The organism is Methylobacterium sp. ARG-1 (assembly GCF_001262595.1).
Lineage (GTDB): Bacteria > Pseudomonadota > Alphaproteobacteria > Rhizobiales > Beijerinckiaceae > Methylobacterium > Methylobacterium brachiatum.
This window is the reverse complement of sequence record NZ_LHCD01000039.1, coordinates 36750-55488: the sequence shown is the minus strand read 5'-3', so window position 1 is coordinate 55488 and position 18739 is coordinate 36750. Positions and strand designations below refer to the sequence as shown.

Genomic DNA, 18739 nt, shown 5'->3' with positions numbered 1-18739 from the left:
CGGTATGAATTTCTCGAAATTCTTTATCGACCGGCCAATCTTCGCGGGCGTGCTCTCGGTGCTCATCTTCATCATGGGCCTGATCTCACTCTTCGCAATGCCAATCTCCGAGTACCCGGACGTCGTGCCGCCCTCGGTCGTCGTGCGCGCGACCTTCCCAGGCGCCAACCCGAAGGTCATCGTCGAGACGGTGGCGACGCCGATCGAGGAGCAGATCAACGGCGTCGAGGGCATGCTCTACATGTCGAGCCAGGCCACAACCGACGGCATCATGACCCTCACGGTCACGTTCCGCCTCGGCACCGACCCCGACAAGGCGCAGCAGCTCGTCCAGAACCGCGTCTCGCAGGCCGAGCCGCGGCTGCCGGCGATCGTGCGCCAGCTCGGCATCGTCACAGTGAAGTCCTCGCCGGACCTGACCATGGTCGTGCACCTCGTCTCGCCGAATGGGCGCTACGACATGACCTACCTGCGTAACTACGCGGTGCTGAACATCAAGGACCGGCTCGCCCGCCTCGACGGTGTCGGGCAGGTACAGCTCTTCGGCTCCGGCGACTATTCGATGCGCATCTGGCTCGATCCACAGAAGGTTGCCGAGCACGGGCTGTCGGCCGGCGATGTCGTGCGCGAGATCCAGGCGCAGAACGTCGAGGCGGCGGCCGGCGTCATCGGCGCCTCGCCGGCGATCCCAGGGCTCGACCTTCAGCTGTCGCTCAACGCCGAGGGCCGGCTGACCAGCGAGGAGCAGTTCGGCGACATCGTCGTCAAGACCGGGGCCGACGGCGAGATCACCCGCCTGCGCGACGTCGCCCGGATCGAGCTCGGGGCCTCCGACTACGCCCTGCGCTCGCTCCTCGACAACAAGTCCGCCGTCGCCCTGCCGATTTCCCAGTCGCCCGGCTCCAACGCGATTCAGATCTCTGACGAGGTCCGCAGGACCATGGCCGAGATCAAGCGGAACATGCCTGAGGGCGTCGACTACGAGATCGTCTACGATCCGACGCAGTTCGTGCGCGCTTCCATCGAAGCAGTCATCCATACCCTGCTGGAGGCGATCGCCCTCGTCGTTGTCGTCGTAATCCTGTTCCTTCAGACGTGGCGGGCTTCGATCATCCCGCTACTCGCCGTGCCGGTCTCCATCGTCGGCACCTTCGCGGTGATGCACGCCTTCGGCTTCTCCATCAACGCGTTGAGCCTGTTCGGCCTCGTGCTCGCCATCGGCATCGTCGTCGACGACGCCATCGTGGTGGTCGAGAACGTCGAGCGGAACATCGAGCGCGGGCTGTCGCCCCGCGAGGCCAGCTACCAGGCCATGCGCGAGGTCTCGGGTCCGATCATCGCCATCGCGCTGGTGCTCGTCGCGGTGTTCGTGCCTCTTGCCTTTATCAGCGGCCTCACGGGCCAGTTCTACAAACAGTTCGCCCTCACCATCGCGATCTCGACCGTCATCTCAGCCGTCAATTCGCTGACCCTGTCGCCGGCCCTCTCGGCGCTTCTCCTCAAGGACCACCACGCCCCCAAGGACCGGCTGACCCGGATCCTCGACGGGTTGCTCGGCTGGTTCTTCCGGCGCTTCAACCGCGCCTTCGGGCGGGCCTCGGACGGGTACGGACGCGGCGTCGGCTTCGTCGTCTCTCGCAAGGCGACGATGATGGTGCTCTACCTCGTCCTCGTTGGCCTGACCGTGATGCTGTTTCGTCAGATCCCCGGCGGCTTCGTGCCGGGCCAGGACAAGCAGTACCTCGTTGGCTTTGCGCAGCTGCCGGACGGTGCCACCCTCGACCGGACCGAGGACGTGATCCGACGCATGAGCGAGATCGCCCTCAAGGAGCCCGGCGTCGAGAGCGCGGTTGCCTTCCCGGGCTTGTCCATCAACGGCTTCACCAACAGCTCGAATTCGGGGATCGTGTTCTCGACCTTAAAGCCCTTCGAGGAGCGCCGCTCGCCGGCCCTGAACGGCGGCGCCATCGCGCAGTCGCTCAACAAGAAGTTCTCGGCGATCCCCGAGGCGTTCATCGCGATGTTCCCGCCGCCGCCCGTCAACGGGTTGGGCACTATCGGCGGCTTCAAGCTTCAGATCGAGGACCGGGCCGGCCTCGGCTACGAGGCGCTGAACGACGCGACCAAGGCCTTCCTGGCCAAGGCGGCGCAGGCGCCCGAACTCGCTGGCCTGTTCTCCAGCTTCCAGATGAACGTGCCGCAACTCTTCGCCGACATCGACCGGACGAAGGCTCGCCAGCTTCGGATCCCTGTGACGGACGTCTTTGACACTTTGCAGATCTATCTCGGCTCGCTCTACGTCAACGACTTTAACCGGTTCGGCCGCACCTACTCGGTCCGGGTCCAGGCCGACGCGCCCTTCCGCGCCCGCTCGGACGACATCGGAGCGCTGAAGGTGCGCGCGGGCTCAGGCGAGATGGTGCCGCTCGCGGCCCTCCTGCACGTCCGGCAGACGGCCGGCCCGGAGCGGGCCATGCGGTACAACGGCTTCCTCTCCGCCGACATCAACGCCGGCGCCGCGCCGGGCTACTCCTCGGGCCAAGCCCAGGCGGCGGCCGCCCGCATCGCGGCCGAGACCCTGCCGCGCGGCTTTGCCTTCGAGTGGACCGACCTGACCTATCAGGAGTTCATCGCGGGCAACTCCGGGATGTGGGTGTTCCCGCTCGCCTTGCTCCTGGTCTTCCTCGTGCTCGCCGCCCAGTACGAGAGTCTGGCGCTGCCGCTCGCCATCCTGATGATCGTGCCGATGGGCCTGCTGGCTGCGATGTTTGGCGTCTGGCTCTCGGCAGGCGACAACAACGTCTTCACCCAGATCGGCCTGATCGTCCTCGTCGGTCTCTCGGCCAAGAACGCGATCCTGATCGTGGAATTCGCCCGCGAGCTGGAATTCGCCGGTCGCTCCCCGCTTCAGGCCGCGATCGAGGCGAGCCGCCTACGGCTGCGCCCGATCTTGATGACCTCGATGGCTTTCATCATGGGCGTCCTGCCCCTGGTGACGGCCACCGGCGCCGGCTCGGAGATGCGAAGCGCTATGGGAGTGGCCGTCTTCTCCGGGATGATCGGCGTCACCGCCTTCGGGCTTTTCCTCACGCCGGTGTTCTACGTTCTGCTGCGCCGTCTTAGCGGTAACCGGCCGCTTAAGCAGCACGGCGGCCCCGCGCCGCTCGCCCATCAAGGGCGGATCGCGGAGGCAGCATAGCAGTTCCTTGGCCAGAGCCCGTGGCTTGCAAAGCGCGCATGGTCACTTCGTAACCAGCGCGCGCCGCTCGCCGACCGCTTTCAGGATTGATCGGTTTTGAGATGCATGACGATATCGGATCGATAGGAGGCCGTCCACTTTTGCGGCCCACCTTCTCCGAAGCAGTCGTTCCGCCTTCGGCCAGCTTCTGCCGGTATCGGGAGGCTGCTGAACGTCTCAGATGGGTGGTGAGCGGTCTGTCCGCTTTTGGACGTGCCCAAGGTAAAGCGGACACCGGGCGGCTATGTTTCTGCTGTCTTCTTCATGACATCCGCCCGTAACTTCCGGCCGCCATCGTGACGAGACATGTGCTTGGCGCCGCTTGTTGGGAGATCCGGAACCGCCACGGCCCATGGGCTTTTGGCTTTGGTTTGATGTCATGTACCGAACCGCGGGTCGGAGAAGCCAGAACGGAAAGGACGCACCGGTGAGCGACACGAACGGCGATCCACTCAACTTCAGCGAACTGGTGACATTCTACGAGCGCATCGTTGATCCCCTGACCCTGCCGATGGGCAGGCGGGCGCTAGATCTGGTCGGCCTGACGCGTGGTGACCGCCTGATCGACGTCGCCGCTGGAACCGGGGCATTGGCGGCCGAAGCGGCGCAACGCGGCATGCGCGTACTGGCGGTCGACGTCGAGCCCAAGATGGTAGCGCGGGCGGCCGCGCGATTGGCACCTTTCCCAGGTTCAGAAGCGCGCGAGATGAACTTCGATGCGATTGAGGCACCCGATGCTTCGTTCGACGCAGCCGTGTCGATCGTCGGGGTGCTAGCGTTCCCGGGAGGGCGGAAGGGGCTGCACGAGCTTGTTCGCGTCACGCGCCCTGGCGGCAGCGTGGCTGTAGCGACCTGGGATCAGGAACAGACTGCAGCGCCGCAGTATCTCGCTTCCGATGTGTTCGCCGGGCTGTTCCCCGACCGGCAGCTTTGGCCAGCAGATTTCTTCCCCGCTTGGACGAAGGACGAGGTTGTCCTCGCGTTGCGCGAGGCAGGTTGCACGAAGGCCGAGATGCATAGCGTGCAGGGCGAATGGGTAGTTCAGTCACCTGCCGCCGTGATGGCAGAGGCTGGTGCCTCCATCCGTATGTTCCCCGGCTACAAAGCTTTGAGCGAAGCGGATCGCCACCGTTTCGAGGACGCGTACACCGCAGCTGTTGTCGGTCGAGCCGGGCCGGATGGTACAGCCCGTATCATGACCCGGGCGTTTGTCGGCGTCGGACGTATTGCATAAGCGGGTCTCACTTCTGAAGTGAACACCATGACGTGGCCTGCCCCCATTTGGTGGCCCAGGTTTGAAGTTAGTGCATCGTCGGTCTGGAGTTGACCCTGTTTGTGGTCCACGGCCTATGCAAGTTCTCGGGCTGTGACAGCTTGGTTGGCGAAGGCTCGGGGCGTCAAGCCGCCCAGGGCCGTATGGGGTCGATCTTCGTTATAGTGGCACCTCCAGTCCTCGATGCACTCGCGGGCATCGGCCAGCGACAGGAACCACGAAGCGTTCAAGCACTCTGCCCGTAGGCGGCCGTTGAACGACTCGATGTAGGCGTTGTCGGTCGGCTTGCCCGGTCGTGAGAAGTCGATCTCGACCCCGTTCAGGTACGCCCACTGGTCGAGCATGCGCCCGGCAAACTCCGGTCCATTGTCGACCCGCAGGCTCTTGGGCTGCCCCCGCAGCCGGACCAAGGCGTCCAGGGCCTCGGTCACCTGGAAGGCGCGGAAGTTGGCTCTCGGTGTGAGCGAGAGCGCCTCTCGCGTATGGCAATCGACGGCCGTCAGGATTCGGAACGTACGTCCGTCGAACAGGCGATCAGACATGAAGTCCATGGCCCAGATCTCGTTTGGACCTCCGATCGCCGGCCGCCCTTGCCGGTAGCGCCAGGCCCGTTTGCGCTTGGGCAGCTTGGGCCGGATCGATAGCCCTTCGTCCCGGTAGATCCGGTAGGTGCGCTTGTGGTTCACCTTCCAGCCCTCCCGCCGTAACAGGATATGCAGCCGTCGGTAGCCGTAGCGCACCCGTGCGGCAGCGAGCTCCTTCAGCCGCATCCGCAGCGCCACCTGCGGGTCGGCGCGCTTGCGGTAGCGCTGAGACGAGCGGCCGAAGCCGGTGGCCTGGCAGGCCCGACGCTCGCTGATGTCGTAGGCCACCTGCAGGTGACCGGCGACCTCGCGGCGAGCGGCGGGCCTCACCACTTTCGCTTGAGCACGTCCTGCAGCATGGAGCGGTCCAGCGTCAGGTCGGCCACCAGTCGTTTGAGCTTGCTGTTCTCGTCCTCCAGCTGCTTCAACCGTCGGATCTCCGGCACGCCCATGCCGACGAACTGCTTCTTCCCGCGGTAAAATGTCGGCTCAGACACGCCCATCTTCCGGCAGACCTCGTCCACCGTCGTGCCGTTCTCCGCCTGTCGCAGGGCGAAGGCGATCTGCTCGTTCGTGAAGCGTTTGCGGGGCATGGCATCCACCCTCCTTCAGGGTTCAGGATGCCCGAAAAACTTGCGCTCAGCGCGGACCAGTTTGCTGGGTCAGGGTCAGGGACGTCAACATCCAGGGCTCTGCCTCGAATTGTGACAAGGTCGCTGCGGGTCCCTGGTATTCTGGGCACGGCTGGCCATACGGGCTGCGGTTCTGCGATCTTCGGCGAGATCGCCGCTTCCTTGTGCATTTTCGCAAAATGTGTTTGCGAGTTAAGTGGCTGATCAAGGTCGACAAAGCTGCGAGCAATCAGGCATCCTGACCAACAAGCGCATCCGAAGAGTTGCGTTCGGAAGAGGGAATGCCGTCGTGGCAGCGGAACGATTACATCTCACCGTGAGCGCGCGTTATCGACTCAAGCTCCTCTCCCGGGGGCCTCGGCAGTACGGCCTTGAAGATTACCAGTGTAAAGCTCTCTCCCGCCGTGGCCTGATCGCGCCTCTTCCTGATCAGTCTGCAGATGGCACGCGCCGATGGGCCATCACCGAGGATGGCCTGACCGTGTTGCAAAGCTACATTCAACCGATCAGAAAGGCTGCCAGACAGCCGGAACGCAGCGCCATGATCCCACAGGAGCGCCGCTCGATCGATGACACCGCGGGTTAGGCCGGCTGCCCTCGGTCATGCGTCCGGTGATGGGCTGGTGATCGGGTCCTGGGCTTCAAGCAAGCGGTAGCGGGCGTTCGTCACCGCAGGCCTTCCGAAGGCTCTGAGCGCGGTCGGCACGATCGCTGGGCCGCACCATTGATGAACCCAAGGGCACAGTCCATCGTTTCCGTCGTGTATGTTTTGGCACGAGTTCAGAGAGCCTGTGATGCGCGGTACCCTTCTCAAAGCCCGGATGCTGGGTGTCCTCGTCACCGCCGTGCTGCCTGCGGCGGCATCGCTGTCCGCGCAGTCGGATGCACCCGCGACCCGGTTCATCGAAGGCCCCGAGCCCGGAACCATATCGGCCTCGCAGATGATCAGGGTTCCGGTGATTGGAATGGACCACGTGGGGGTTGGGATGATCGAGGACGTGTTGGTCGACGGAGGTGGTCAGGTTCGAGCCGTCATCATCGGGGTCGGCGGATTCCTGGGACTGGGCAAAAAATCCGTGGCGCTCCCGTTCGACCAGATCGCCTGGAACTTCAGCGATGTGTCGCTGACAAGTGGCCCGAGCTCGATCGTGACGCCCGAGACCGCGCCCGGCGCCGAGGCCGCCGCACGGGCGGGGCCGGACACGATGCCGGGCGCGCGGACCACCCGCGATACCCTCGGTGCGGTTCAGAACCAGCATAGCGGGCGCGTGACCGAAGCGACCGGCTCTGTGGAGGCCGAGCGACCCAGCGGCACGCCGGCGACGGTCCTTGTCGGCGAGAAGCCCTGGCGCGCCGAAATCCGCCTGACGCGGGCGCAACTGGAAGCAGCACCGGCGTTCCGCTCTGGGAAGTCCCGCCTCTAGCGTCCACGCCTCACCCGGGAGCTAGTCATGCGAAGCGCCGTTCTCACCGGCCTGATCTGGGCTTCGAGCCTTAAGGGCGCGCTGGCACAGCAGACCCACCCGGCGCCCCCGATCTCGGAGACGGGCCCCGCGCAATCCAGCTCGGGAGCGGCCACGACCGCGGCGATCGACTTCAACTGGGTCTGGCTGAGCCTGGTCGTGGCCGTCGTGGTCCTGGCCCTCTGGTACATCGCGCGTCGACGTCAGTCCGGCCCGCCGCCCCGCTGATCCCCGATCCGCGCGTCACGGGCGCACCGGCGCCGCACAGCAGAGGCAGCGCGTCCCGGAGCGGCAACAGGGCCGCGGAGGCGGTTCGGATCATCGCCGGAGCGATGCGGCATCCCGGAGTGACGATCAGGATCCACCTGTGCGCCGCCCCGGCAACGCCGCGCGCTGTATCCACGCCCAAAAGGCGATCGACGACTGCCGGGGAGCCGCCGCGACAGGCCGGCCGGCGCTCCGCTATGGTGAGCGGCCCCTTCAGAGCCGAGCCTCGATGACCAGCTTTGCGCGGATCTTAGGCGTGATCGCCCTCCTGCTGCTCTGCGGCGCCCCGGCCCGAGCGCAGATGCGCGGCCACGGTGGCCCGGTCCGGGCCCTCGCCGTGACTGCCGACGGCCGCCTCGCAATCTCGGGCGGCTTCGACCATTCCGCCATCGTGTGGGGCATTGAGACCGATGCCGCGCTCGGCGTGCTGCGCTTCCACGACGGCGCGGTGAACGCGGTCGCCGCGCTTCCGGACGGCCGTTTCGCCACGGCCTCCGAGGACGGGCGGACGCCCTGTGGCGCCTGGGGCGCGCGGAGCCGGAACGGGTGCTCGAGGGCCATACCGGCCCGATCGTCGCGCTCGCGGTCTCGCCGGACGGCCTGTCGCTCGCCTCTGCCTCCTGGGACGGCACGGCGCGGATCTGGTCGCTATCCGGGGAGGACAGCCGGTTGCTCGATCCACACCGCGGGCCGGTGAACGCGGTGGCCTTCCTGCTGGGCGGCGCGCCGCTCACGGTCGGTGTCGACCGGGCGGTGCGGATCTGGCCCCCGGAGGGCGCACCCCGGGTTCTCGCCACCGCACCCACGGGCCTCAACGCCGTCGCGGTCGCGGCGGACGGCGAGATCGCGATCGCTGGGGCCGATGCGATTCTCCGCTTCATCCGATCCGACGGCACGGTCCGAGCCGATGCCGAGCTCGGCCCGAACCCGGTGATCGCCCTGGCCCTGTCTCCGGACGGAGCCAGGGTGGCTGCTGTGACGGCGGGCGGGACCATCGCGGTGGTCGACCGGGCGACCGGCCAAGTCCAGCTGCGGCTCGTGGGACCCGGCCTGCCGGTCTGGTCGCTCGCGTGGCGTCCGGACGGGGCCGAGCTCGTCACGGGCGGCGGCGACCGCCTCGTCCGGCGCTGGGACGCGAAGAGCGGCGCACCGATCGGCGCGCTGATCATGCGGCGCCCGGCAGATCCCCTCGCTGTCCGGCAGGGCGGCCGGGGCGCCGAGGTGTTCGGGGCGTGCGTCGCCTGCCACGCCCTGACGTCCGACGAGGGCGAGCGGGCCGGGCCGACGCTGGCCGGCCTGTTCGGCCGCCGGATCGCCAGCGTGCCCGGTTACCGGTACTCGGACTCCCTGAAGCGAATGGACCTCGTCTGGACACCCGAGACCGTGTCGCGGCTCTTCGAGATCGGTCCCGCCCGCTACACGCCCGGGACGAAGATGCCCGAGCAGATGATCGGCAACGAAGCGGACCGCGCGGCGCTGATCGAATTTCTTGAACGCGCCACCGCGCCCCACTGAGGCGCCCGTCAGCCGCTCGCGCGTTCGCGCAGGTAATCCTCGGTCGTACGGGGCTTGTCGCGTTCCGGCGCCGCGTTCGGATCGAAGCCCTGATTCACCGCGACTTCGACCCGGCAATCCTCGCACATCGTTAGCGCTTGCAGGCGCGCCTCGCCGTCCGCCCCGCTGAACATCCAGTGCCGCTCGCGCAGCCGCTCGACGATGCGCTCGATCGTCGAGCGCGTGCCGAAGGGTTTGGCGCACTGCGTGCAGCAGAAAGGCTCTTCCTCCTTCACGACCCGACGGGGCGCCGCCCAGGCCTCGAAATCCAACTGCGGGCGCAAGGCGATGACGTCCTCGGGACAGGTCGCGGCGCAGAGGCCGCACTGCACGCAGAGGCTCTCCTCGAAGCCGAGAAGCGGCTGCTCGGCACTGTCGGAGAGCGCGTGGGTCGGACAGGCGCTGACGCAGGCCAGGCACAGGGTGCAGTCCGCGACCCGGAAATCGAGGCCGCCGAAGGGAGCGCCGGCCGCGAGCGGAACCCGGCTCACGGGTGTTGGTGCGGCGGCGTGCATGTCGCGGAAGGCATGGCGCAGCACCTCGCGCTTGTTCCCCAGGAACAGCAGACCGGCCGGCACTACGGCCTGTCGCCCCAGCGTGGCCTGCCGGAGGGCGGCGCCCAGGAGATCAGGATCATCGGTCTCGATGGTTTCGACCACGCGCCCGCCGCCTTCCGCACCGTAGCCCAGCGCCTGCGCCAGCGTCTCCCCGAGGGTCAGGGTTCGGTACAGGGGTTCGAGGTCGTGCTTGGCACGGGCCCGGACCAGGACCCGGATTCCGGCGGCGCCGTAGGCAAACAGGGCCGCGATCACTTCGGGCCCGATCTGCGTCACCTCGTTGACCTGCACCGGCAGCACGTGTGCGGGAAGGCCGTCGCCATAGCGGCCGAGCGCGTCGACGAGGGGTTCTCCGTGGTCACCGTCGTGGAATAGGACGAGGCCGTTCTGTCCGCCCGCCGCGCGATAGGCGCGCATCAGGCTGCGCAGCCGGCGCATCAGCGCGTCGGAGGTCGGCAGCGCGTAGGCGGCGGCCCCTGTCGGGCAGACCGCGGCACAAGAGCCGCAGCCCGCGCAGACGTAAGGGTCGATGTGCACGGTGTCGCCCGCGGGCGCGATCGCGCCGGTCGGGCAGATTTCGAGGCAGCGCGTGCAGCCCGTGATGCGGGAGCGGCTGTGCGCGCACAATTCGCCGTGGAAGTCGATGAAGCGCGGCTTGTCGAACGTGCCGACCAGATGGGACGCGTCCGCCAGCACGCGCTCGACGGCGGCCGGATTGCCCGGGTCCGCGCGCAGATAACCGCTCCGCACCGCGTGTGCCGGAAACAGCGGCGCGCCGGCCGAGAGGTCGATGACGAGATCGCAGGTCGACACGGCGCCATTTCGCGGCGCGCCGAAGACGAGGTGCGTGCGCGAGGACGGGGCCGGGAGGGCGTAATCGTCGATGCCGAGCTCGAACGCTCCGAGGTACCCTTTCGCGGTCCGGATCGTGCCCTGCAGGACCGGGAAGGCGTTGCGGTGCAGCGGCGAGATGTCGCGGGGGCGGGTCAGCAGGACGGTGATGTCCAGATGCTCGGCGAGGCGCCGGCCGGCATTGAGGGCCACCTCGTCGCACCCGTAGATCAGGGCCACGCCGCGGCTTTCCAGGGAGACGGTGGCGGCGCCGGGGAGCGGCTCCGCCGCCGCGGCGAGCAAGGCGGCCATCTTCGGTCCGGCCGCCGCGGCGTCGGACGACCAGCCGGCGGTTTCCCGGATCTTGGCATAGGCGACCCGGTCCTCGCCGCCCGCCTCCTCGGCCACCTCGTCGAACAGCGGCGCCTGCAGCGTGCAGGACACCGTGACGGGCCGCCCGGTGGCCATGGCCTCCCGGAAGCGGTCGAGTTCGCGGCCGCAGAGCTGGTCGGCGGTGCGAAGCTCGCCGCCGCAGGTCTGGCCCATGGCGGCGGTATCGAGGGACATCGTCCGCTCGCAGGAGCAGGCGAGTACGAGGCGGTCGGACAAGATCGGACCCGAATACAACCGCGAATGGAAAGCCCCTTCGCGCGACGGGGCCGGTCCCTTATACTCGAACCATTCGAAACAACGATCCGGCATGCGGGCGCAGGTCGCAACCCTGTCCCGCACTCTCATCGGCCCCTCGCCAAAGCCGCTCCATGACCGTCCTTGTCGATGCCGGCCCGTCCAGGCTGGTCCTGCCCCCCGGCTTCAGCGAGCGCGCAGCGGAGCCGCATTCCGACGCGCACGCGGAAGCCTGCCGGCTCGCCGCGTCGGGCGAGGCGGAGGCAGCGACGCTCGTCCTGAGCCGGCGCGACGACCTGATCGACCTCGCCGTGGTGCTCGCCCCGGCCGAGCCGCTCGCCACCGCGCGCCGCGCGCATTTCGCCGGGATGGTCGCCCTGGCGAATGCCGTCGGCGTCTTTGGACCGCCGGAGATCCCGGTGACGTTCGAATGGCCCGGGACGCTGCTGTTCAACGGCGCGCGCCTTGGAGGGGGGCGCCTCGGCTGGCCCGAAGCGTGCCGCGAGGACGAGGAGCCGGACTGGCTGGTCTTCTCGGGGATGCTGCTCGCCTCGAGACTGGCGGCGGGCGACCCTGGCCACACGCCGGATTCCACCGCCCTGGAGGAGGAAGGCTTCGGCACGAACCTGCGCGCGCCCCTGGTCGAGAGCTTCGCGCGTCACCTGACCAAGACCTTCGAGGTCTGGCGCGAGGACGGCTTCGGCCATGTCGCGGCGCTCTACCTCGCCCATCTGCCGCGGGAATCCGGTGTGCGGGCCGCGATCGAGCCTGAGGGCGACGGGAGGCTGACCTGGCCCGGCGGGCGGGTCGAGCACCTCCCGCTGCGCGCGAACCTGGAGGCGCCGGACTGGCGCGATCCGAAGATCGGCGGAGTCCGGCTGTGACGCTCAAGCTCCTTCGAACCCTGCGGCTCGATCCCTCCGACACCTTCGTCTTCGCGCACGCCGCCGAACCCAGAGAATGGGCCGTCACCGGGACCTTCCTGTTCCTCGACGGGGATCCGTCGCGGCTGACCGGCAAGGCCCTGACGGCCTTCCGCTCGGGGTTTGTCGGCGTTGACTCGCTCGGCTTCTCCACCCTGGTGGTGGTGAGCGAGGCGAGCGAAGAGGAGCGCGCGAAGGCCGAGGAGCACCTCGCCGGCCACATCCACGCGCGCTTCGGGGCTCCCGACCGGGAGTCCGCCCTTGCGGCCGCCCGCGAGGAGCTCGACGTCGCCGCGTCCCTCTGCGATCTGCCAGTCGGCAGCGTCGTCGCGATGCACCGCGTCGAGACAGACGGGGCTATCCGGGAGGATTTCCGGACGCTGCACCAACGGTCCGGCGTCAACCGGTCGCTCGGACGCGCGTTCCTGTTCGTCGAGGCCGACGCGGACGAGCCGGAGGAACAGGCCGACCTTGTCGGCCTTCTGCGTGATACGACGGCGGGAGGCTGACCGGATGACCGAGTTCTGGGTCTCAAGCGGCCACCACCTCACGCAGCGCACGGCCGGCGGCGGACTCACGGTCACGGACGAACTGATCCTTGCGTATCTGGCGCGGCCCGAACTCGTGCCGCCGGACGACGCCTGCGCGTCCGAGGTCGCACTCCACGCCGCCCTCCTGGACGCGCCCCGGCGGCCCGTGGGGCCGGCCGAGATCGCCGCCATCGCCGACGCCGACGCTCGGGAGAACTGGGCGGTGATCCTCGCCTTCCGCGACCGGCTGCTCGCGGCCCGCTCCGTCGAGGCGGGATATCTGTCGCTCGTGCGCGGCGACCTTCAGGGTGTGCCGTCCCTGTTCCTGAACCACCTCGTCCACCTGATCCTGCGCAACGCCCTCGACGGCTGCGACGATCCCTTCGTCCTGCGCGCGGCCGAGCTGTTCTTCCGCCCCCAGCGCGTGAGCTTCCACGAGGGCGCCGTGCTCCTGGCCGACGCCGAAGTGATCGCTGCGCGCGAGGGAAGCGCGCCGCTCTCGCCCCTGCTGACGATGCTGGGCAAGGAGGCGGCGAACGAGCTGGACGTGCTGACGGCCGAGAATGCCTGGACGTACTGGAGCCGGTCGGACGCCTTCACGATGGCGCTCAATCTCGGCTCCGATCCCCGCAGCCGCATAGGATTGGCGCGGGTGATCGAGACCTTCGTGGGCCACCTGCTGAACGTCGCGGTGCGCGTGACGCCCCTCGATCGGCTGGAGGACCCCGACTGGCGCTGGTTCGTCGGTCTCGACCAGGAGGCGACGCGCATCGGCAACGCGCTCTGGCGCGGCGACACACTCGATGCCGGAACGCGCGAGCGGGTCCTCGCCGTGTTCAGCCTGACCTTCGACGACCCCGCGCAGGTCCTGCCGACAGTGGGGGAGCGCCCGGTCTATCTCCTGCTCGTGGCGTCGCCGGATCGAAGCGTGCAGCTGAAGCCGCACAATCTCGTCGTCGGATTGCCCCTCGCCGAAGGCCGGGAGGCCGCCTGACATGTCCACGACGCCCGAGCATCGTTTCGAGGTCGGCATCATCGTCGCGCGGCGGCGCCTGATCGGCCCCTGGGCGAGCCATGCTTGGCTCCCGGTGGGCGCCCTGCCGGCGGCGGCCGCCGCGTCGCCCTGGACGAAGCTCTCCGAGACCGAGGACGAGGCGACCTTCTATGCCGGCTCGTACGAAGTCGCGCTGCATCCGGGCGAGACCGGGCACTACCGCGACAATCTCGTCTCCGGTCGCCCCTCCCTCTGGGTCGCCCTGCGCAACAGCGGCGACGAGACCTACGAGGTCGCGAGCGTCACAGCCGACCCGTATGAGGGTGAATCCATGGCCGAAGGGGTCGGCGAGATCGTCGAGCCGGTGCCGATGCCGCCGGAGGTGCAGGCGAAGCTTCTGGCCTTCTTCGAGGCCTTCCACGTCGAGCGCAAGTTCGAGAAGCGCAAGCGCGATCGTGCCGATCCCGAGGCGCTGGCCCGCCGGGCGCACGGCGCCCGGGAGCGGCGCGAATGAGTGAGAATTTCCTCTCGCGGTGGACGCGGCGCAAGCTCGCCGTGCGCGCCGCCGCCCTGGCGGAACGCGGCACGCCGACTGCCCCCGACACGGCGCCTCTCCCGGAGCCGGACGCGGGGGCCGCCGAGGCGGATCTCATCGTGCCGCAGACCGGACCCGAGGCGCGACCGCCGGAAGCGGAGCCGGCGGACGATCCGGTGGTGGATCTCCCGCCTCTCGAAGCCCTGACCCCGGAGACCGATCTCGCCCCGTTCCTGCGGGCCGGCGTTCCGACGGCCCTGCGCAACGCGGCCCTGCGCCGGATGTGGTCGCTCGACCCCGCCATCCGCGACTTCGTCAGCGAGGCGCGGGAATACGCTTACGACTGGAACAGCCCGGGTGGCGTCCCAGGTCTCGGTCCGCTTCTGCCCGGCGACGACGTCAAGGCAATGCTCGGGCGTCTGCTGGGCGGGGCCTCCAAAGCGGCGCCGGCGTCGGGTGAGACCCGCGATGGCCAGCCCGAATGTTCGCCGGAGCCCAATCGGACGCTGGAATGTCCCCTAGCGGCCGATTCCGCTCCGCCCGGACCCGGTCCGCAGGACCAGGCGCCGGCCCTCCCGGCCCCCGCGGCCACGGTCCATCAAGCCGCTCCGGCCTTCGCTGATACGAGGTCCGCGCGCGATCCCGTGCCTGCGGCAGACGGAAAGGAGACGAGTCCGGGACCGCGCCTGCGGCGTCACGGCGGCGCGATGCCCAATACGAGCTAGGAGTTTTGGATTGCGGGAGATAAGAGCCCTTCTTATTGTCGTTCCAGAGAGCGAGATCGGTCCGATCTCGGGCGAGTAGAAAACTTCAGTGGCGTCGGCGTTCGGACCTGTGGAATCGGAGGCGCTGGGCGGCGCCCGCGTGGACGACGTCGACGGGCTACGCGCGCGGCACTACGATCTCCTGGCCGTCCTGCTCGGACGTCCACCCAGCCAGGACCTGCTCGATACGCTCGCCGGCCTCTCGGGCGGCGAAGGGATCCTCGGCCAGCACGTCGCGGATCTGAGCCGCGCGGCGGCAGAGGCTACCGGCGCGGGGGTCGAGCGCGAGTTCTTTGCGCTGTTCATCGGCGTGGGCAGGGGCGAACTTCTTCCCTACGCCTCCTACTATCTCACCGGCTTCCTCAACGAGCGCCCGCTCGCGCTGGTCCGAGAGGATCTCGCAGCCCTCGGCCTCTCGCAGGCCGAGGCTATGAGCGAGCCGGAGGACCACCTGGCCTTCCTCATGGAGGTGATGGCGGGGCTCGCCGGCGGGCGGTTCGCGGCCGGGCCGGATGTACAGGCACGCTTCTTCGCCCGGCACCTCGTCTCCTGGGCAGACCGCTTCTTCGGGGATCTTGAGCGGGCGAAGAACGCTCGCTTCTACCGGGCGGTGGGCAGCCTGGGACGGATTTTCATGGAGGTGGAGGCGGAAGCCTTCGCGATGGATGCGTGACGGGGATGCGGTGCCCGGTGGTCGGAGCGTGACCGAAAGGCGTGACGTGAGTTTGCTATCAAGCGGGTGTCGCTGAGGGAGTTGGATGATGCGGCAGGATCCGAAGACGCTCGGTCGTCGCCAGTTCTTTCGGGCGCTCGGCGGAAGCACCGTGGCGGTCGCCGCCGCGGTCGCGTCGCCGATGGCTGCGACGGAGGCCCAGGCCTACGACCCGGGCCAGGACGAGACGCGCAGCCGGTACCGCCTGAGCGATCACGTGAAGGCGTTCTACCGGACCAACGGCTACGAGACGCTCCTGAAAAATCCCGATCCTGCGCCGGGGACGAAGTGAGGCTGCCATGCTGACGAAGCGGAAGAGCGGCGAGGCCAGCCGCAGCAAGCATCAGGCGGTCGCGGCCGGTCTCGCGGCGGGCGTGCTCGACCGGCGTGCGTTCCTGCGCAAGTCCGGGCTCACGGCCGGAGCGCTCGCCGCCGCGGGCTCGATCCAGCTCGGCGCCGTCCGCAAGGTCGAGGCCGCCGGCTCGTCGGCGGTCGGGCCGGGGACGGTCATCAAGAAGAACATCTGCACGCATTGCTCGGTCGGCTGCACGGTGACCGCCGAAGTCGTAAACGGCGTGTGGGTCGGCCAGGAGCCGTCCTGGGCGAGTCCCATCAACCGCGGCACTCATTGCGCCAAGGGGGCCGCCATCCGCGAACTGGTCTCGTCGGACCGGCGGCTGAAATATCCGATGAAGCTCGTCGGCGGCCAGTGGCAGCGGATCTCCTGGGATCAAGCGATCAACGAGATCGGCGACAAGCTGCTGCAGATCCGCGAGAAGTGGGGTTCTGATTCCGTCTACTGGCTTGGCTCGGCCAAGTACACGAACGAGGCCGCGTACCTGTTGCGGAAATTCGGGGCCTTCTGGGGCACCAACAACGTCGACCACCAGGCGCGCATCTGCCACTCGACCACCGTGGCGGGCGTGGCGAATACCTGGGGCTACGGCGCCCAGACCAACTCGTACAACGACATCCGCAACGCCAAGACCATGATCATCATGGGCGGCAATCCCGCCGAGGCGCACCCGATCTCGATGCAGCACGTGCTGTCCGGGAAGGAGATCAACCGCGCCAACCTGATCGTCATCGACCCCCGTTTCACCCGCACGGCGGCGCACGCCACCGAATATGTGCGCATCCGCTCCGGGACCGACATCCCGGTGGCCTGGGGCATCCTCTGGCACATCTTCCAGAACGGCTGGGAGGATAAGGACTTCATCCGCCAGCGCGTCTACGCGATGGACGACGTCCGCAAGGAGGTCGCCAAGTGGACGCCCGAGGAGGTGGAGCGCGTGTCTGGCATACCGGGCGAGCAACTCCGCCGCGTGGCGGAGAAGTTCGCCAAGGAGAAGCCCGCCACCCTGATCTGGTGCATGGGCAACACGCAGCACACGGTCGGCACCGCCAATGTGCGCGCGCTCTGCATCCTGTGCTTGGCCACGGGCAATGTTGGCAAGCCGGGCACGGGTGCCAATATCTTCCGCGGGCACACGAACGTGCAGGGCGCGACCGACCTCGGCCTCGATGTGACAACCCTGCCGCTCTACTACGGCCTCGTCGAGGGCGGCTGGCGGCACTGGGCCCGCGTCTGGGAGGTGGACTACGCGTGGCTACAGTCGCGCTTCGATGAGGTTCCCGCGGCCGCCGGCCGCAAGGCGCGGTCCCGCAAGGAGAACATGGAGACCCCGGGCATCACGTCGACCCGCTGGTTCGACTCTGTCAACCTCCCGCCCGACCAGATCGATCAGCGGAGCCCCACGCGGGCGATGATGATCTCGGGCCATGGCGGCAACACCGTCACGCGCCTGCCCGAAGCCCTCGAAGGTCTGAACAAGCTCGACCTGATCGTCGTCGCCGACCCACATCCGACTACCTTCGCGGCGCTCGATGCCCGGCAGGACAACACGTATCTGCTCCCGATCTGCACCTCGTTGGAGATGGACGGGTGCCGCACGGCCTCGAACCGGTCCCTGCAATGGGGCGAGCAGATCGTGAAGCCCGCCTTTGAGTCCAAGAACGACTACGAGTTCCTCTACCTGCTCTCGAAGAAGCTCGGCTTCGCCGACCCGATGTTCAAGAACATCAAGGTCGAGAACAACGTCCCCTTGGCCGAGGACATCCTGCGGGAGATCAACCGCGGCGGCTGGTCGACAGGCTATTGCGGGCAGTCGCCCGAGCGCCTGAAGGCGCATATGCGCAACCAGCAGAAGTTCGATCTCGTCACCCTGCGGGCGCCGAAGGACGATCCGGAGGTCGGCGGGGATTATTACGGCCTGCCCTGGCCCTGCTGGGGCAAGCCGGAGATCCGCCATCCGGGCTCGGCCATCCTCTACAACACGGCGCTGCACGTGAAGGAGGGGGGCGGCACGTTCCGCGCGCGCTTCGGCACCGAACGCAACGGCGAGACGTTGCTGGCCGAGGATTCCTACTCGAACGGCTCGGACCTGACCGACGGCTATCCGGAATTCACCCTCGGCGTGTTCAAGAAGCTCGGGTGGGACAAGGATCTCACGGCGGACGAGCTCGCGACGATCCTGAGGATCGGCGGCGACAAGCCCGACACGGTGAGCTGGGCGACCGACCTCTCGGGCGGCATCCAGCGCGTCTGTCTCGAGCACGGCGTCTCGCCGTTCGGCAACGGCAAGGCGCGCGCGAATGCCTGGAACCTGCCCGACCCGGTGCCGGTCCACCGCGAGCCGATCTACTCACCGCGCCCGGATCTCGTGGCCAAGTACCCGACGCGGCCCGATGAGCGTCAGTTCCGCATGCCAAATATCGGGTTCTCGGTGCAGAAGGCGGCTGTCGAGCGCAACGTCGCCCGGGATTTCCCGATCATCCTCACCTCGGGCCGCCTCGTCGAGTACGAGGGCGGCGGCGAGGAGACCCGCTCCAACCCGTGGCTCGCCGAGCTGCAGCAGGACATGTTCGTCGAGATCAACACCGGTGACGCGGCCGAGCGCGGCATCAAGGATGGCCAGTGGGTCTGGGTCACGGGCGCGGAGAACAACTCCAAGACGAAGGTGAAGGCCCTCGTGACCGACCGCGTGGGGAAAGGCGTCGCGTTCATGCCGTTCCATTTCTCCGGCTGGTACCAAGGCAAGGACATGCGCGACTATTACCCGAAGGGCACCGACCCGGTCGTGCTCGGCGAGAGCGTCAACACCATCACGACCTACGGCTTCGATCCCGTCACCGGCATGCAAGAGACGAAAGCCACCCTGTGTCAGATCCGAGCGGCCTGAGAGGAGCGACCTG

Annotated in this window: 16 protein-coding genes and 1 pseudogene; 14 read left to right on the top strand and 3 right to left on the bottom strand. The window is 68.1% G+C overall.

Features of this window, described 5'->3' with window-relative positions:
- The first annotated feature begins 4 nt into the window (after window positions 1–4).
- Both AKJ13_RS25705 and AKJ13_RS25700 read left to right on the top strand, forming a co-directional pair.
- Complete coding sequence (locus AKJ13_RS25705) at window positions 5–3199, top strand: multidrug efflux RND transporter permease subunit (RefSeq protein WP_050735866.1); 3195 nt, start codon at window positions 5–7, stop codon at window positions 3197–3199.
- Between the two features lie 466 nt (window positions 3200–3665).
- A complete protein-coding gene (locus tag AKJ13_RS25700) occupies window positions 3666–4472 on the top strand; it encodes a class I SAM-dependent methyltransferase (protein ID WP_160320628.1) in 807 nt (268 codons plus the stop codon).
- Window positions 4473–4585: 113 nt separating this feature from the next.
- Here AKJ13_RS25700 and AKJ13_RS25695 read toward each other — a convergent pair.
- Window positions 4586–5688, bottom strand: a protein-coding gene (locus tag AKJ13_RS25695; protein WP_144426388.1) for an IS3 family transposase whose coding sequence is annotated in 2 segments (ribosomal slippage) — window positions 4586–5427 and window positions 5427–5688 — 1104 coding nt in all. Because the reading frame shifts where the segments join, the coding sequence is not laid out codon by codon here.
- A gap of 235 nt (window positions 5689–5923) precedes the next feature.
- Here AKJ13_RS25695 and AKJ13_RS31640 point away from each other — a divergent pair.
- The 3 genes from AKJ13_RS31640 to AKJ13_RS25680 all read left to right on the top strand — a co-directional run bounded on the left by AKJ13_RS31640 (window position 5924) and on the right by AKJ13_RS25680 (window position 7418).
- The gene (locus AKJ13_RS31640) at window positions 5924–6313 is read left to right on the top strand and encodes a hypothetical protein (protein WP_144426387.1); all 390 of its coding nucleotides are present in this window, start codon (window positions 5924–5926) and stop codon (window positions 6311–6313) included.
- Between the two features lie 208 nt (window positions 6314–6521).
- Window positions 6522–7151, top strand: coding sequence for a PRC-barrel domain-containing protein (locus AKJ13_RS25685; protein ID WP_050735897.1), 630 nt, complete (start codon window positions 6522–6524; stop codon window positions 7149–7151).
- Window positions 7152–7178: 27 nt separating this feature from the next.
- Window positions 7179–7418 (top strand): hypothetical protein, encoded by a 240-nt coding sequence (locus AKJ13_RS25680; protein WP_050735863.1) that lies wholly within the window; start codon window positions 7179–7181, stop codon window positions 7416–7418.
- A 289-nt stretch (window positions 7419–7707) separates the two neighbouring features.
- On the opposite strand, the gene AKJ13_RS33165 is transcribed toward AKJ13_RS25680, so the two are convergent.
- Window positions 7708–7839, bottom strand: coding sequence for a hypothetical protein (locus AKJ13_RS33165; RefSeq protein ID WP_280137128.1), 132 nt, complete (start codon window positions 7837–7839; stop codon window positions 7708–7710).
- Here AKJ13_RS33165 and AKJ13_RS25675 point away from each other — a divergent pair.
- Window positions 7795–8972 (top strand): annotated as a pseudogene (locus AKJ13_RS25675) (c-type cytochrome). The gene AKJ13_RS33165 and the pseudogene AKJ13_RS25675 sit on opposite strands and share 45 nt — an antisense overlap.
- 8 nt (window positions 8973–8980) lie before the next feature.
- Here AKJ13_RS25675 and AKJ13_RS25670 read toward each other — a convergent pair.
- A complete protein-coding gene (locus tag AKJ13_RS25670; protein WP_050735896.1) occupies window positions 8981–10966 on the bottom strand; it encodes a 4Fe-4S binding protein in 1986 nt (661 codons plus the stop codon).
- A gap of 194 nt (window positions 10967–11160) precedes the next feature.
- On the opposite strand from AKJ13_RS25670, the gene AKJ13_RS25665 reads away from it, so the two are divergent.
- The 8 genes from AKJ13_RS25665 to AKJ13_RS25630 all read left to right on the top strand — a co-directional run bounded on the left by AKJ13_RS25665 (window position 11161) and on the right by AKJ13_RS25630 (window position 18726).
- A complete protein-coding gene (locus tag AKJ13_RS25665) occupies window positions 11161–11910 on the top strand; it encodes a biotin/lipoate--protein ligase family protein (protein ID WP_050735862.1) in 750 nt (249 codons plus the stop codon).
- Entirely contained in the window at window positions 11907–12458 is a 552-nt protein-coding gene (locus tag AKJ13_RS25660; RefSeq protein WP_050735861.1) for a DUF6505 family protein, read from the top strand. Before AKJ13_RS25665 ends, AKJ13_RS25660 begins: the two co-directional genes overlap by 4 nt.
- Before the next feature lie 4 nt (window positions 12459–12462).
- Window positions 12463–13473: a DUF6352 family protein gene (locus AKJ13_RS25655; protein WP_050735860.1), complete on the top strand. Its 1011-nt coding sequence runs from the start codon at window positions 12463–12465 to the stop codon at window positions 13471–13473.
- Between the two features lies 1 nt (window position 13474).
- A complete protein-coding gene (locus AKJ13_RS25650) occupies window positions 13475–13987 on the top strand; it encodes a DUF3305 domain-containing protein (RefSeq protein ID WP_050735859.1) in 513 nt (170 codons plus the stop codon).
- Window positions 13984–14733 (top strand): DUF3306 domain-containing protein, encoded by a 750-nt coding sequence (locus AKJ13_RS25645; RefSeq protein WP_050735858.1) that lies wholly within the window; start codon window positions 13984–13986, stop codon window positions 14731–14733. Before AKJ13_RS25650 ends, AKJ13_RS25645 begins: the two co-directional genes overlap by 4 nt.
- Window positions 14734–14821: 88 nt before the next feature.
- Window positions 14822–15445: a molecular chaperone TorD family protein gene (locus AKJ13_RS25640; protein WP_244471728.1), complete on the top strand. Its 624-nt coding sequence runs from the start codon at window positions 14822–14824 to the stop codon at window positions 15443–15445.
- Window positions 15446–15533: 88 nt separating this feature from the next.
- Window positions 15534–15776 carry a formate dehydrogenase gene (locus AKJ13_RS25635; protein ID WP_050735894.1) on the top strand — a complete coding sequence of 81 codons (243 nt, stop codon included), beginning with the start codon at window positions 15534–15536 and terminating at the stop codon, window positions 15774–15776.
- Window positions 15777–15783: 7 nt separating this feature from the next.
- Window positions 15784–18726: a formate dehydrogenase subunit alpha gene (locus AKJ13_RS25630; RefSeq protein WP_050735857.1), complete on the top strand. Its 2943-nt coding sequence runs from the start codon at window positions 15784–15786 to the stop codon at window positions 18724–18726.
- Window positions 18727–18739 lie beyond the last annotated feature (13 nt).

What these genes read in the sequence shown, in the direction of transcription:
- AKJ13_RS25705 (WP_050735866.1), top strand. Translation starts at nt 5, where the DNA reads ATGAATTTCTCGAAATTCTTTATCGACCGGCCAATCTTCGCGGGCGTG.
- AKJ13_RS25685 (WP_050735897.1), top strand. Translation starts at nt 6,522, where the DNA reads ATGCGCGGTACCCTTCTCAAAGCCCGGATGCTGGGTGTCCTCGTCACC.
- AKJ13_RS25680 (WP_050735863.1), top strand. Translation starts at nt 7,179, where the DNA reads ATGCGAAGCGCCGTTCTCACCGGCCTGATCTGGGCTTCGAGCCTTAAG.
- AKJ13_RS33165 (WP_280137128.1), bottom strand. Translation starts at nt 7,839, where the DNA reads ATGGTCGAAGCCGCCCGAGATTGCGAGGCGGCCGTCGGCAGTCACGGC.
- AKJ13_RS25670 (WP_050735896.1), bottom strand. Translation starts at nt 10,966, where the DNA reads ATGTCCCTCGATACCGCCGCCATGGGCCAGACCTGCGGCGGCGAGCTT.
- AKJ13_RS25665 (WP_050735862.1), top strand. Translation starts at nt 11,161, where the DNA reads ATGACCGTCCTTGTCGATGCCGGCCCGTCCAGGCTGGTCCTGCCCCCC.
- AKJ13_RS25655 (WP_050735860.1), top strand. Translation starts at nt 12,463, where the DNA reads ATGACCGAGTTCTGGGTCTCAAGCGGCCACCACCTCACGCAGCGCACG.
- AKJ13_RS25650 (WP_050735859.1), top strand. Translation starts at nt 13,475, where the DNA reads ATGTCCACGACGCCCGAGCATCGTTTCGAGGTCGGCATCATCGTCGCG.
- AKJ13_RS25645 (WP_050735858.1), top strand. Translation starts at nt 13,984, where the DNA reads ATGAGTGAGAATTTCCTCTCGCGGTGGACGCGGCGCAAGCTCGCCGTG.
- AKJ13_RS25635 (WP_050735894.1), top strand. Translation starts at nt 15,534, where the DNA reads ATGCGGCAGGATCCGAAGACGCTCGGTCGTCGCCAGTTCTTTCGGGCG.
- AKJ13_RS25630 (WP_050735857.1), top strand. Translation starts at nt 15,784, where the DNA reads ATGCTGACGAAGCGGAAGAGCGGCGAGGCCAGCCGCAGCAAGCATCAG.